The sequence below is a fragment of the Pleurocapsa minor HA4230-MV1 genome (genome assembly GCA_019359095.1).
Classification (GTDB): Bacteria; Cyanobacteriota; Cyanobacteriia; order Cyanobacteriales; family Xenococcaceae; genus Waterburya; species Waterburya minor.
In genome coordinates this window covers 297,028-311,757 of sequence record JAHHHZ010000017.1, presented here as the reverse complement: position 1 = coordinate 311,757, position 14,730 = coordinate 297,028, and the positions used below count along the sequence as shown (strand labels likewise).

Below are 14,730 nucleotides of genomic sequence, written 5' to 3'. Positions count from 1 at the left end.
TCGTTAGTGTTCTTTTGTCGCCTTTTGCGATCGCGCTTTTTTGATGCGCTGCTCTGCTAATTTTTGAGCAGCCTCAAAATTAGTTATGTCTTGTTGCTTGGCAATGCTAAATATTTCTAGCAAGGTGTCATAAATGCCGTTTAGGTGCTTAAATACTTTCTCTTCTTCGTAGCCAATCATTTCGTTGTAAACGTCGATCAAGCCTCCAGCATTAATCACGTAGTCGGGACAATAAAAAATTCCTCTGGATTTAAGGAGTTTGCTATGTAGCTGTTCGTTTTCAAGCTGATTATTAGCAGCACCAGCAACGATTGAGGCTTTGAGCAAAGGAATTGTTGAATCGTTTAAAGTTGCTCCCAAAGCACAGGGAGAAAAAATATCAACATCGAGACTATAAATCTGATCGGGGTCTACAACTGTAGCTCCGTAAAGACGCTCAATTTCTGCCGTTTTTTCAGGATTAATGTCAGTGACAAAAAGAGTTACCCCATTTTCAGAGAGAAGCTTGCATAGATTACTACCAACATTTCCTAATCCTTGAACGGCAATTTTCAGCTCGTTAAGTTTTTTATTTGAGCTAAACTCTACCGCAGCTTTGATGCCAAATAAGACTCCCTGTGCTGTTATAAAAGCAGGCCCTCCAGATTTCTCGGTTACTCCAACAATATGCTTGGTTTCCTGACTAATTTCCCGCACGTCCTGGGGAACAAGATTTACATCTTGTCCAGTGATAAAACGTCCGTTTAAGCTGTCAACAAAGCGTCCATATGCTCTCAAAAGCTCACTGGTTTTAGCTTTCGGATCGGCAATAATTACGGCTTTAGCACCACCAACGGGAATATTGGCACAGGCTGCCTTATATGTCATACCACGACTAAGGCGGAGAACGTCTCGCAGTGCATCAGCTTCATTAGCATAGGGCCACAAACGAGTTGCTCCCATTGCCGAACCCAAGCTAGCGTCGTGAATCGCAATTATTGCCTTTAAATTTTGTTCTGGGTTGTGGCAAAAAAGAACTTGTTCGTGACCCATTTGTGTAACAGTTTCAAAAAGCTCCACTTTGCTCTCCTGCTACACCTGACTTAGCTGACACTTGGCTGTTGTTAGTATTCATTAAAATTAAGTTTACTAGTCGCTATCAATAAAGAAATTGAAGCTATCGAAAATTGAATTGACAAAAAACCAGCTGTAGTTCACTATTTTTCGCCGTCAACAAAATCTACTTCCTATTTCGATTTCCTTGAGTAAAGTCAGCTTGACTTGATCTTTTATGTCTAATTTCAATTCTTTAAAGTTTTATCGGTGCAGTAGTTTGCGAGTAAAATCCAATAGAGATATCACTGTTGCTTTCTAAGACAAGTCTCAAAAAACATACGCTTCTTTAAAAAAAGATAACAGGATGCAACAAGCTCTACCAATTAACTATTTGTTGACGAAGTGAAAATTTTTTAGGTGAACGACTAAACAATTTTTAGTTAAATTTACGTAGATCGATAAATAAGCTGGTGTAATTTAACCGTGTTTTTACCGAAATTCAAGCATATTTGATTCTATTAAGCTCTACTTTTTATCGGAAAAAAATTGGGACAATAAAAATGTCAGTGCAAAAAAAAAGATCCAGTTGACCAAAAATTCTCGATCGCTATTAGCTTTGATGACTTCAAGCGATTGCACCAGATCGCTGCGCCGTCCAGCAAAAAGCAAAATTGTAAAATTAGGCATCGGCAAAAGGACATTGAAAATTGATCGACACTCACGCGACACAATAGCTAGTAACATATCCGAAGATGTAGCCATGGTAGACAAGGGTGTAACCTTCTTTCAGGCAAGCCCCCTGTCGTTTTAGGAGAGGGAACTTAACCCAATTCCCCCTGTTCTAGTTTTGGAGTACTGATTTTGCTAGGGTTTAAACTAACGGAAACGAAACTTGCTTTCCTTTCTCCACCTGTTTAGTAGATTTAACACCCTGCGCGCTGAGGCTCTTGTTGCGTCCTTTAGAGGGTGCAAAACGAGTAGGATCGATGGTGACATCTAAAACCACTGGGCCTTTTGCTGCCATCGCTTTTTTTAAAGCTGACTCAAGCCCAGCCTCCGCTTCCACGCAGATACCTTCGGCACCCATACCGCGAGCAATGAGACTAAAATTCGTGTCTGGTAGTTTAGCGTCTGCCCCTTTCATACCCAAAAGAGTCATCCCCTGATTGCACATATTGTAGTAACCATCGTTAAGAACGATCCAGACAGCAGGAAGCTGGTACTTGACGGCTGTGCTGACTTCGCTGTTCATTAGCATCGAGCCATCGCCGACGATCGCTACGGCTTTACCGTTACGCCCTTTGGCAGCACCGATAACACCAGTAACGTTATGTCCCATCGAGCCAACTCCAGTACTAACTCGGTAGCGATTGGCTTGGGGAAACCTGAGCATATTAGTTGTCCAGGTAAAAGAATTTCCCGACTCAGATAGAACAACTGCGTCGCTGCCCTCAACCACGATACGCTGAATTGCCTGCATCAGAATTTCTGGTCTAACTAACTTGCTGTCAGTTGGGGCAATCTCATCTTGTTTGGGATTAGGTAGGGCGATGTTTTGTTCAGTTTGCTGGGGAAAATGTTCAAGCAGTGCCTGCACAAAAATATTTGCATCCGCAATAATCGGTAAAGTATCTGCAAATGGAAAAGCAACCCCAGGCACTTTCGGATCGATATCGACGTGAATAAATCCTTTAGCGGGAATCATATCTTTGCTCCAAAAGGAAGTCGGTTCGCCAAGACGAGTTCCTAGTACTAAAATGCGTTGAGGCGAACAATCCTGCATATAGTTCATCACTGATTCATGTCCACCTACGCCTGTTACACCCACGTATTGGGGATGATTTTCAGGAAAAATACCCTTGGCACGAGGAGAACACATAACGGCTGCTCCCGATCTTTCGGCTAGTTCGCGGATTCCTGCTGCTGCTCCTCGCGCTCCGAAACCTGCCCAAATTGCAAAGGAGCCTTCGGAAAGTAATTGTGCTGCTGTCTCCACCGTTTTCTGGCTGGGAACTGGAAGCGCAGGAGCAAGGTTGACTTCTGGGATAGGAGTTTCAATCGGCATAGACTGAACGCCTGTCGGAATACTAATATGAGCTACGAATCCCCCTGGCTGTGCTAAGCCTAGTGCCAATCTACGAGCGATTTGGGGAAGCTGCTGGGGAGACTCTAAAGTTGTTGCGTAATTGAATAAAGCACCAGAGGTAAAGATGCCACCTTTAGGAATTGTATAGTCGCTCGTTTCCTGAATTGCCCAACGTCCGCGCTGCGAAGCTGAGGTACAGGCGGAGAGGTAAATAATCTTGGCTCCTTCATCCCGCGCTGCCAGCAGTCCAGTAAGAGCGTTGGTAATACCTGGCCCTGCGGTAGTAAAGACCGCCATCGGGCGATCGCTGGCAAAGTGAGCTTCAGTTGCTGCAAAAGCAGCTCCTCCTTCATGACGGCAGTGCAGTACATCAATAAACAAGCTATTAGACAGAGCGTTCCAAATAGTTGCCATTGCCCCTCCAGATACGCCAAATGCCTCACGGACTCCTAGATTTTCTAAGACTTGAACTATTGCCTGAGCGACAGAAAGCTGGGCAATACCGTTGCCGTTTTGAAATTGCGAGGCGATCGCGCTTTTGCCATTACCGTTGCCAATGGCATGGTTATTGCCATTACCTGAGTTTAGTGGAATCAAATTTTTAGTCATTGCTTTTGTCTAATTACCAAGGGTAACAATGTGGAGATTGATGTGGAGATTAAGTCACAGCGAGAAAATGATGTTTACTTGAAGGGATATGCCAGGGTCGCACTGACAACTAAGCAATGCGACTCTGGTTAGTTCGAGTAGCTAAATTAGTCAATCGGTCTTGACATTTACATTTACCCTATATACCAAAGCTGTCCATCGTGCCTCCAAAGGAGCTTCCCGTGTCAGCAGAAGAAAGGTCACCTGTTGCAGATGGGTTGCTACCCTGGTCACTACTATTTTCCCAGGAAATTTCGCTGCCAACATCAGCAGGAATGCCACCAGCAAAAGAATTTCCACTATTACTGGAGAAGTCATATTGACCTTCTACCTGGGAGAAATCATAGTTGTAGCTGCCTGCGTTTTCGGGAAATACACTAGATACGCTACTATTGTCGGCACCACTATCGGCATTTTCAATCTCAGACGTATCGCCACCAAAACCGTCCATCTGACCGCCAGCACTACCGAAAGAAACATCAGGTTCGTCCCCTTCGATCAGAGGATTTCCATCCTCAAGAGGATTAAAGTTAGCAAAAGGGTTGCCACTAGGAACACCGCTTCCAGAGTCGCCCATTGTTGAAGCATCACCGCCCAAACCGCCAGCATCGCCACCAACATTCCCAAAAATATCTTCTGCACCATCGACTCCAGGAATATCTAGCAAGGGCCCAAAGGGACTTGCCCTTAATAATTCGTTTGCATCATCGCCACCCTGCTGCTCAGCTTCAAAAGAGCTGAAGTCGTATGTCTCGTTTGCCGAGTTGGTGGTATTTTCAGAAGTATCGCCACCGAAATCGCCCATTTGACCGTCAGAATTATCACCAAATGCCATTTTAATATCCTGTGAAATTTTACAAAGTTGTCAACGAAAGAGTTATAGAAAGACGCACCTTCGGATCTAGAACATGCTTCTCGACCACAAAGCGCTTATACGCAGATAGCCTTTTCTCCCGTCAATTTGTTGTTTTGCAGCCCAGAAGCACGGAAGATAGAATTTACGAAAGACTTGCTCGATTAAGCCTCATCTGCCCTACATAACAGTTAGAGCGTCAGGAGATGCGTCACCCAGAATTTCTCCTTCTGGGAAGATTCCCGCTGCACTATCTACAGCATCGCCACCATCTGCGAAAGAACCCATACCAGAGTTTAAGCTGCCGTAAACCTGGTCAATGACATCCTGACCTGCCAAATCGCCATCGGCCGATAGTTCGTTTCCGTTTAGAAGCTCATCTACTTCGCCATCCGCAGACGATTCAACCACACCGCCAAAGTCGAAAGTGTAGTTAGAATCGCTTGCAGACTCATCGCTAATTAAGGAGACATTGCCGTCTGTATCGGTTTGGAGATAGCGATCGCCATTACCCAATACGTTTAAGTCGTTTTCATCTAAACTGAGGCGATTGCCATTGATGCTGTTGCCGTCACCAGTGACACGATTACCGTTACCAGAGATGCTGTTGTCGTCACCACTTGGACGATTGCCGTTGCCGCTAACTTCATTATTATCGCCAAGATTCCAGTTACCGTTACCATAAGTATCGTTATTGCTACCAAAATTCCAATTACCGTTACCGTTAACAGTGTTTTGATTGCCAGTTGGATCTGCCGTATCTATTGTCTCACCTTCGCCAACGGTCGTAGGCGTATCGCTCCCACCAGCAAGAACTGGGTTATTGCCGCCAAGTGCATCGACTGGAAGACCGCTACTAGGGAGAGAATTATTTTCTCCTGCAACAACGGAGTCCAAGGTAGTACCGCTTTCTTCGTTTAAATTCCAATTACCGTTACCGTTAACTTGGTTGCCGTCGCCAAAGTTCCAATTACCGTTACCGTTAGCTTGGTTATCATTTCCATAAAACCAGTTACCGTTACCGTCAGCCTGGTTGTTACTGCCAGATTCTCCCTCAGAGTCGCCGAGAAAGTTGTTGCCATTACCGTTATCGGTATTGCCAATACCAGTGTCAGTACCACTAAAATCAGCCTCCATTGTTGGTTCGGTTATCGATTCGTTTAATGTTTCTTCCATAAGTCCATAAGTTTGAATTAAATGCCTGTAAAAATATGTCATTGACGCTATCAAATTCCTGTCAATGCTAATCTCACCGCATTGCACTAGTAGAATTAGAAAACGTAATAGTCAGTATGAATTGAGATCGCCTAAACACTTGATAAGTACAACCGTGTAATTAAGTAGGTGGGTGTAATTAAATTGGAAATGAGGTTAGAGAGTAACGAGTAACAAGTAACAAATAGCTCTAAGGGTAGGAGTTTGATAACGAAGTGTATCCTTTAGGATAAATTATTTTGCCTCCCTACTTAGTAGCAGGTGGCTACAAGTACTTTCTAGTTAAAAGCTCATGAACCTTAATTGTTTGTAGGTCAAGAATTTTTAGAACAATATCAATTCTGCTTCATAAAAAGCTTAGAAAATTTTGAGTGAAGAGACAATGAATAATCCTTTGATTGAGATTCTTTTGTTTCGATTTGTGTGGCGCAAATAACCCCGAATAGTCAAAAGAATTGTTGCTACAAGTAATGTTTGGCTGATCTTGATTCAATCCAGAATGATAGAGATTTAAGAATTAAATCGCACTTTTTCTAAACAACAAACTTTTAATGAAAAAATTGAGTGAAATATGAAGACTGAAACGTACCCAGCGATCTAGAGGTTGGTTAAAAAGCAAAAAGATTGCTCACCCACCCTAAAGATTATTCATGAAAGTCACCTAAAGATTATTCATTGAAGTGAAACGCAAGTAATTGCTAAGTTCTAAATATATCTGCATTTGCATTATTTCATTACTTTTGCAGTGCCTGAAATTAATTTATTAAGTCTACTCTGGTATTTTTGCTTTTAAAAGAGCAACTATCTTCATGTTTGCATAACACTATTAGAATTTTTGAAATTTTCTATGACTTCAAATTCTTATCGCTACACGACTCGAGGTGGTATTCAAGTCTCTCGCTCTACCGTTAAGATGCAAATGGACGAGGCGATAGAATCCGTTCTATCGTGTCTAGATTCTCAACGGGGAGGGTTGTTAGTTAGTAGCTATGAATATCCTGGACGATACAAACGGTGGGCAATTGGATTTGTTAATCCGCCTTTAGAGCTGACGACACGCGATCGCCACTTTACCTTAAAAGCCCTCAACGAACGTGGCAGAGTACTTTTGTCCCATTTAGGAGATCGCCTTTACCGACATCCGCAGCTTCAAGAGGTTTCAGTAGAGGAAGATAGTATTGTTGGCTCCATCCAGCAGACAACCCAGTCTTTTACCGAAGAAGAACGAAGTAAGCAACCTTCTGTGTTTAGTGTTATCCGCGAAATTTCTCAAGTTTTTTATAGTGGTGAAGACGAAAAACTGGGACTTTATGGAGCTTTTGGTTACGATTTAGTCTTCCAATTCGAGTCAATTGCCAAACATCGCGATCGCTCTGCCGACCAGCGAGATTTGGTGCTATATCTGCCTGACGAGCTGTTTGTTGTAGACTACTATCTTTTGCAAGCATATCGATATCAATATGAGTTTGAAACTGAACACGGTAGTACACAAGGAATGCCTCGGACTGGTGAATTTATCGACTACCGTGCAGAGCGGTTAACGCCCGAACGAGAATCGGATCATGTACCAGGCGAGTACGCCAAGAAGGTAGAAGAAGCTTTAGAATACTTCCGTCGCGGTGATTTATTTGAAGTTGTTCCGAGTCAGAACTTTTATAGATCCTGCGTAGCTTCGCCTACAGATTTATTTCGTACCTTACAGCAAATAAATCCAAGTCCCTATGGCTTCTTGCTTAATTTGGGGGGAGAATATCTGATCGGTGCTTCTCCAGAAATGTTTGTGCGGGTAGAGGGTAAATACGTAGAAACCTGCCCGATTAGCGGTACGATTGGTCGTGGTGTCGATGCGATCGGTGATGCTGCTCAGATTCGCCTGCTGCTTAACTCTGATAAAGATGCAGCCGAGTTAACGATGTGTACTGACGTAGATCGCAACGATAAGTCTCGAATTTGTGAGCCAGGCTCGGTACGGGTAATTGGTCGCCGTCAAATAGAGATGTACAGTCACCTTATTCACACTGTCGATCACGTTGAAGGAATTTTGCGCCCCGAATTTGATGCCCTCGATGCTTTTCTGACCCACGCCTGGGCTGTCACCGTTACAGGTGCGCCCAAGCGATCTGCTATGCAGTTTATTGAGGAGCGCGAACATACCCCTCGGCGCTGGTACGGTGGTGCTGTAGGCTATTTAGCTTTTAACGGTGATATCAATACAGGTCTAACACTGCGGACAATGCGGCTTAAAAATTCTATTGCCGAAGTACGGGTAGGAGCGACTGTTTTGTATGATTCAGATCCTGTCGCCGAAGAACAAGAAACCCTTACCAAAGCTGCTGCCCTGTTTCAGACCCTAAGCTATGTCGATCGGACTGACAAGAGTGGGAAAACGACTAAAGCCAACAAAAGCCAAGAATCCCCCGATCGAGTTCAAAAGCGAGTGCTGCTCATCGACTACGAAGACTCATTCGTACACACCTTAGCTAACTACCTGCGTCAAGCTGGAGCAATTGTTACTACCTTACGTCACGGTTTTTGCGAATCGATATTCGATCGCCAAGCTTTCGATCTCGTCGTATTTTCTCCTGGCCCTGGTAACCCAAGGGACTTTGGCGTTCCCGAAACCGTTATGAGCTGCGTTCGGCGCGAACTGCCAGTTTTTGGCGTATGTTTGGGACTGCAAGGTATTGTCGAAGCGTTTGGAGGGGAACTAGGTATTTTAGATTATCCCCAACACGGCAAAACGTCTCGCATTGACATTGTTGAAGATTCAGCACTGTTTCAAAACGTTCCGAAATCTTTTGAGGTCGGTCGATACCATTCCCTGTATGCTCAGGCTGACAGGTTGCCCGAGCAACTGAAAATAACCGCACTGTCGGAAGATGGCGTAATCATGGCAATCGAACATAAAACTAAGGCGATCGCTGCGGTTCAGTTTCACCCAGAGTCGATTATGACCCTAGGAAGTGGAGTTGGCTTGTCGATTATTAAAAACGTAATTCAAAGCTACGCTAAGTCCAGTCAAAGTATACAAATTCGTCGTCGAGTGCCTCACCAAGTAGGAAAAGGCTACCAAATTGCGGCTTCTAATACTGAACCACGTCATATTCTCGAAGAAATTGTTTGGCATAAAGAACAAGAAGTAGCTCAAATGCAGGCTTCGCTGACTCTTCTGGAGCTAAAAAGTCAAGTTCGCGCAGTGCCACCAGCCAAAGACTTTCTCTTAGCCTTACAGTCAAGTCATAGCCATCCCAGCTTAATTGCCGAAGTGAAAAAAGCTTCGCCAAGTAAAGGAATTATTCGAGCAGACTTCGATCCTGTTAGTATTGCTCGATCTTATGAACGAGCTGGTGCTACCTGTTTGTCGGTGCTAACCGATAGCCAATTTTTTCAAGGCAGTTTTGATAATTTGCATTTGATTCGTCGCAGCGTATCTTTACCGCTGCTATGCAAAGATTTCATCATCGACATTCACCAAATTTACTTAGCCAGAGCAGCAGGAGCCGATGCGGTAATACTTATCGTTGCTATTTTAAGCGATCGCGATCTGCAAGACTTTTTAAACACGATCCATTCTCTAGGCATGACGGCATTGGTAGAAGTGCATACAGCAGCAGAACTCAATCGCGCCCTTTCTTTAACTGGCTTGCGCCTGCTCGGAATTAATAATCGCGATCTTGAAAACTTTTCTGTCGATCTTAAAACTACCGAACAATTAATTCAGCAGCAGCGAGAACAGATAGAGAGCAGGGGAATAAAAGTAGTTAGCGAGTCAGGTTTGTCAGAACGTGCCGATTTAGAACGGGTGGCTCAAGCGGGAGCGCGTGCCGTGCTGATTGGAGAGTCTTTAGTCAAGCAGCCAGACATAGAGCAGGCCGTCTGCAAAATTCTGAACGAGGAAAAAGAGGTAGTGCAGCCATCAGTCGCACCCATTGCTCAAAATTTATAACCAATAAGTAGGTAGGCAAAATAATTGATCAAACCCCTACCCTTAGAGCTATTTGTTACTCGTTACTCGTTACTCGTTACTCGTTACTCGTTACTCGTTACTTGTTACTCCCTAACCTCATTTCCAATTTAATTACACCCACCTACTTAGCTACTAATCAGACAAATGACTACAATTTCTCAATGCTTTCAAACATTGCGATCGCGCCAACAGTGCGCTCTCATTCCCTTTATCACCGCTGGAGATCCAGACTTGGAAACGACAGCCGAGGCATTACGAATATTAGATCGTAACGGTGCTGACGCGATCGAACTAGGAGTTCCCTACTCAGATCCTCTAGCCGACGGGCCCGTGATTCAAGCAGCAGCTACTCGCGCTTTAGAAAATGGGGTTAATTTAGAGCAGGTGCTAAAGCTGGTCGAGTCGGTTAGTCCCGACCTACAGGCACCAATTATTCTCTTCACTTACTACAACCCGATTCTCAACCTGGGTGTCGAGCCATTTATGAAGCGAATCTCCCAGGTAGGAGTGCAAGGATTAGTCGTACCCGATTTACCTGTCGATGAGTCTGCCGAACTGTTAGAAACGGCTGCCAGCGTCGGTGTTGAAGTTATTTTATTGGTCGCTCCTACCTCTTCTCAAGAGCGGATCGCCACGATCGCCCAAAAGTCTCAGGGATTTATCTATTTAGTAAGCGTTACAGGAGTTACAGGCGTGCGATCGCAAGTTCAGGGACGGGTCAAAGATTTACTAACACAAATGCACCAAATGACCGATAAACCGATTGGCGTTGGCTTTGGTATTTCTGGCAGCGAACAGGCTCGCCAGGTTATGGATTGGGGAGCAGATGGGGTGATCGTGGGTAGTGCTTTTGTTAAACGGTTGGCTCAGGGTACGCCAACAGAAGGATTGCAGGCGATTGAGTCCCTCTGTCGAGAACTGAAAACAGCGATCGCGCCGATGAAAGAAAAAGCAACCGTGCTATAAACCCCCTGTTTTATATAAATGCGTCTTTTACACACAAATTAGAGGATCAAAAATGGTTAGTACACCAGATATTCAAACTTCAACAACACAATCTCGTCCCGATCCGCTGGGTCGATTTGGACGCTTCGGCGGTAAGTACGTGCCAGAAACTTTGATGCCAGCTCTTGCCGAGCTAGAAACTGCTTTTAAGCAATATCGCAGCGAACCAAGCTTCCAAGCAGAACTGCAAGATCTCCTGCGAGATTATGTTGGTCGTCCCAGTCCTCTCTACTTTGCCGAGCGACTCACCGCTCACTATGCTAAGCACGGTAGCGGGCCGCAAATCTATCTAAAGCGCGAAGATTTAAACCACACGGGGGCGCATAAGATCAACAATGCTATAGCGCAGGTACTTCTCGCTAAACGCATGGGCAAACAGCGCATTATTGCCGAAACGGGAGCTGGACAGCACGGAGTAGCTACTGCCACTGCCTGCGCTCGATTTGGATTAGAGTGCATCGTCTATATGGGCATTCACGACATGGAACGCCAGGCACTCAACGTATTCCGCATGAAGCTAATGGGCGCAACCGTTGCTCCTGTAAAGGCAGGCACGGGTACCCTCAAAGACGCTACTAGTGAAGCAATCCGTGACTGGGTAACAAACGTAGAGAACACACACTATATTCTTGGCTCCGTTGCAGGGCCGCATCCTTATCCCCAGCTAGTTCGAGATTTCCACGCCATCATCGGCACGGAAACCCGCGCTCAGGCACGAGAAAAATGGCAAGGATTACCAGATATTCTTTTAGCCTGCGTCGGCGGTGGTTCTAATGCGATCGGACTCTTTCACGAGTTTGTTAACGAACCGACAGTGCGTCTCATCGGCGTTGAGGCAGCTGGGGAAGGCGTTGAAACAGAAAAACACGCTGCTACCTTAACCAAGGGACGAGTTGGTGTTTTGCACGGTGCCATGAGTTACCTACTTCAAAGCGATGAGGGTCAGGTGATCGAAGCACACTCAATTAGTGCTGGACTAGACTACCCTGGCGTCGGGCCGGAGCATAGTTATCTCAAAGATAGCGGACGCGCTGAATATTACAGCATTACCGACGATCAGGCTTTAGAGGCTTTTGAGCGCGTGTCTAAATTAGAAGGAATTATTCCAGCTTTAGAAACGGCTCACGCTTTTGCTTATCTAGAAACCCTCTGTCCCCAGTTAGAAGGAAGTCCTCGAATTGTCATTAACTGTTCTGGACGCGGGGACAAAGACGTGCAAACTGTTGCCAAATTCTGGAATTTACAATAGGCAACAGGCAACAGGAAGAAATCGATAAAAAATCGAGGGTGTAAACACACAATCAGTAACAAAATTGACTTATGGTAGAAACTTTCATTGCTCAAAAACCATCGTCAACGTCTGACTCCTCTAGCTGGTCGAGTTTGTTACAACAATTGTTGGCCAAACAATCACTTTCAGTTGACCAAGCGACCGATCTGATGCAGGGCTGGCTGAGCGAATCTATTCCGACCGTCCTATCGGGAGCGATTTTAGCAGCGTTTGAGGCAAAAGGCGTCTCGGCTCCAGAACTGATGGGCATGGTGCAGGTTTTGCACTCCCAGTCAGTACAACTCGAAAACACATTAACAAACACGTCTCCGTTAGTTGATACCTGCGGTACGGGAGGAGATGGAGCATCAACCTTTAATATTTCTACGGCGGTTGCTTTTGTAACGGCTGCTGCTGGAATCAAGGTAGCTAAACACGGTAATCGCTCAGCCTCGAGTAAAACTGGTTCGGCAGATGTTTTGGAAGCTTTAGGAGTCAATCTGAGGGCTGAACCAGAAAAGATCCAAAGAGCAGTAAGCGAGGTGGGCATTACTTTTCTGTTTGCTCCTGGCTGGCATCCTGCCCTTAAAGCCGTTGCTCCCCTGCGGAAAACCCTCAAAATACGCACTATTTTTAATTTGCTAGGCCCGCTTGTCAATCCTTTACATCCTACTGGGCAAGTGATTGGAGTGAGCGACCCAACATTGGTCAAAACGTTTGCCGAAGTTTTATCTCAATTGGGAACCAGAGCGGTTATCGTTCACGGACGGGAAAAATTAGATGAAGCAGGATTAGCAGATATTAACGATCTGGCGATCGCCACTGACAAAGTAAGCTTAATTAAGTTAGACCCCAAAGAACTCGGCATTAAAAATGCTCCCACGTTGGCACTACGGGGTGGCGACGTGCAGGAAAACGCGGATATTCTTAGAACAGTACTTCAAGGTAGGGGTACTCAGGCACAGCAGGATGTCGTTGCTTTAAACGCTGCGTTAGCACTTTTTGTGGGCGAAGCCATCGGCGAAGAGCCTAATTTCGATACGTTTGCACGGGGTTTTGCCCTGGCTAAAGAGGTGCTGCAAAGTGGAGAAGCCTGGAGAAAGTTGTCACAACTGGCTCAATTTCTTCATTAGTGGGCTAAACCCACTCTATTTAACAAGTAAAACAAAAAGAATTTTAAAATGATCGTTGTGATTCAATCTGGTACGTCAGAACAAGAAATTAATCGGATTTGTTTAGAGTTGAGAGCTACCTGGCAGGTAACGACAGAAAAAAGTGTTGGCAAACACAAGGTCGTAATCGGTATGATTGGCGATACGGCGGATCTCGATCCGCTACAGGTGCAGGAAGTAAGTCCTAGGATCGAACAAGTTTTGCGAGTAGAAAAACCTTTCAAGCGAGTCAGTCGGGAATATCGCTATGGCGAAGCGAGCGAAGTCATCGTGCCTACACCCAACGGTGCTGTTACCTTTGGGGAAAATCAACCCATTGTACTGGTAGCTGGTCCCTGCTCGGTAGAAAACGAGTCGATGATTGTGGAAACGGCACAGCGAGTCAAGGCAGCAGGAGCTAAGTTCCTTCGAGGTGGAGCGTACAAGCCTCGCACATCACCTTACTCCTTCCAAGGTCATGGCGAAAGTGCTTTGGACTTACTGGCGAAAGCGCGAGAAGTGACGGGACTGGGGATAATCACAGAAGTAATGGATACAGCCGATCTCGATCGGGTTGCCGAAGTGGCTGATATCCTGCAAATTGGTGCCAGAAATATGCAGAACTTCTCGCTATTGAAGAAGGTGGGAGCGCAAGACAAACCAGTGCTGCTCAAGCGCGGTATGGCTGCCACTATTGATGACTGGCTGATGGCTGCTGAATATATCCTGGCGGCTGGCAATGCCAACGTTATTCTCTGCGAACGAGGTATTCGTACTTTCGATCGCACTTACACTCGCAATATCTTAGATCTTTCTGCTGTGCCTGTACTGCGTTCTTTAACTCACCTCCCAATTATGGTCGATCCCAGCCACGCTACGGGGATATCTGCACTTGTTCCGACAATGGCGAAAGCGGCGATCGCTGCTGGGACAGATTCTCTAATGATTGAGGTTCATCCTAACCCCGCTAAAGCTCTGTCTGACGGTGCTCAATGTTTGACTCCCGATCGCTTTGATCGACTGATTCAGGAACTAGCGATCGTTGGTAAAGCAGTAGATCGCTGGCAGCAGCCTGCCATAGCACTTGTTTAATAAACGAAGACAGAAGGAGGAGGGTAGACGAAGCCCTGATAACAAGCTATAGGTCAAATCATTTAGCATTGAACCATCAACATCACTGTTTGGCTATATCCTTACAAGCACCACTATATCTGCCGATAATTTGCGCTCTATTGCCGAAGGTTTAGTCATTTTGGGACGTGGCATTACTGATTGTTGATTACTGAAGATCTTCAATCAAATTTGACATTACTAGTTAATGTAGCAAATTTGTCTTTAAATATGCTAGGAATAAGCTTATAATCTGAAACTAATGATTAATGCGTATCTAAATTTCCTACTTTTTAAATAAAGTTAAATGAAGAGAAAAATTTGCCCTTTCTTGCGCCAGGATAGCTTTTGTGGCACACCTTCCCTACCTTTGATGACGATTGGGAGGCT

At 45.1% G+C, this 14,730-nt stretch carries 9 protein-coding genes; 5 read left to right on the top strand and 4 right to left on the bottom strand.

Translation table 11 applies throughout. The features are described from left to right. Positions 1-3: 3 nt before the first annotated feature. The 4 genes from scyB to KME09_08660 all read right to left on the bottom strand — a co-directional run bounded on the left by scyB (position 4) and on the right by KME09_08660 (position 5,798). The gene (gene scyB, locus KME09_08675; GenBank protein MBW4534001.1) at positions 4-1,059 is read right to left on the bottom strand and encodes a tryptophan dehydrogenase ScyB; all 1,056 of its coding nucleotides are present in this window, start codon (positions 1,057-1,059) and stop codon (positions 4-6) included. Positions 1,060-1,906: 847 nt separating this feature from the next. Beyond that, a complete protein-coding gene (locus KME09_08670; GenBank protein MBW4534000.1) occupies positions 1,907-3,730 on the bottom strand; it encodes a thiamine pyrophosphate-binding protein in 1,824 nt (607 codons plus the stop codon). A 178-nt stretch (positions 3,731-3,908) separates the two neighbouring features. Next, positions 3,909-4,604 carry a hypothetical protein gene (locus KME09_08665; protein ID MBW4533999.1) on the bottom strand — a complete coding sequence of 232 codons (696 nt, stop codon included), beginning with the start codon at positions 4,602-4,604 and terminating at the stop codon, positions 3,909-3,911. 198 nt (positions 4,605-4,802) lie between these two features. Next, complete coding sequence (locus KME09_08660) at positions 4,803-5,798, bottom strand: hypothetical protein (protein MBW4533998.1); 996 nt, start codon at positions 5,796-5,798, stop codon at positions 4,803-4,805. Positions 5,799-6,684: 886 nt separating this feature from the next. Here KME09_08660 and KME09_08655 point away from each other — a divergent pair. The 5 genes from KME09_08655 to aroF all read left to right on the top strand — a co-directional run bounded on the left by KME09_08655 (position 6,685) and on the right by aroF (position 14,322). Beyond that, positions 6,685-9,783 (top strand): anthranilate synthase, encoded by a 3,099-nt coding sequence (locus KME09_08655; protein ID MBW4533997.1) that lies wholly within the window; start codon positions 6,685-6,687, stop codon positions 9,781-9,783. Positions 9,784-9,948: 165 nt separating this feature from the next. Beyond that, the gene (gene trpA, locus KME09_08650; GenBank protein ID MBW4533996.1) at positions 9,949-10,770 is read left to right on the top strand and encodes a tryptophan synthase subunit alpha; all 822 of its coding nucleotides are present in this window, start codon (positions 9,949-9,951) and stop codon (positions 10,768-10,770) included. A 52-nt stretch (positions 10,771-10,822) separates the two neighbouring features. Beyond that, positions 10,823-12,058 (top strand): tryptophan synthase subunit beta, encoded by a 1,236-nt coding sequence (gene trpB / locus KME09_08645; GenBank protein MBW4533995.1) that lies wholly within the window; start codon positions 10,823-10,825, stop codon positions 12,056-12,058. Positions 12,059-12,129: 71 nt separating this feature from the next. Further along, positions 12,130-13,212 (top strand): anthranilate phosphoribosyltransferase, encoded by a 1,083-nt coding sequence (gene trpD, locus KME09_08640; GenBank protein ID MBW4533994.1) that lies wholly within the window; start codon positions 12,130-12,132, stop codon positions 13,210-13,212. 48 nt (positions 13,213-13,260) lie between these two features. Continuing rightward, entirely contained in the window at positions 13,261-14,322 is a 1,062-nt protein-coding gene (aroF, locus tag KME09_08635; protein ID MBW4533993.1) for a 3-deoxy-7-phosphoheptulonate synthase, read from the top strand. The last annotated feature ends 408 nt before the right edge of the window (positions 14,323-14,730 follow it).

Excerpts from the sequence above, each read along its gene's own strand:
- trpA (MBW4533996.1), top strand. The coding sequence starts at position 9,949 with ATGACTACAATTTCTCAATGCTTTCAAACATTGCGATCGCGCCAACAG.
- aroF (MBW4533993.1), top strand. The coding sequence starts at position 13,261 with ATGATCGTTGTGATTCAATCTGGTACGTCAGAACAAGAAATTAATCGG.
- trpD (MBW4533994.1), top strand. The coding sequence starts at position 12,130 with ATGGTAGAAACTTTCATTGCTCAAAAACCATCGTCAACGTCTGACTCC.
- KME09_08655 (MBW4533997.1), top strand. The coding sequence starts at position 6,685 with ATGACTTCAAATTCTTATCGCTACACGACTCGAGGTGGTATTCAAGTC.
- trpB (MBW4533995.1), top strand. The coding sequence starts at position 10,823 with ATGGTTAGTACACCAGATATTCAAACTTCAACAACACAATCTCGTCCC.
- KME09_08660 (MBW4533998.1), bottom strand. The coding sequence starts at position 5,798 with ATGGAAGAAACATTAAACGAATCGATAACCGAACCAACAATGGAGGCT.
- KME09_08670 (MBW4534000.1), bottom strand. The coding sequence starts at position 3,730 with ATGACTAAAAATTTGATTCCACTAAACTCAGGTAATGGCAATAACCAT.
- KME09_08665 (MBW4533999.1), bottom strand. The coding sequence starts at position 4,604 with ATGGCATTTGGTGATAATTCTGACGGTCAAATGGGCGATTTCGGTGGC.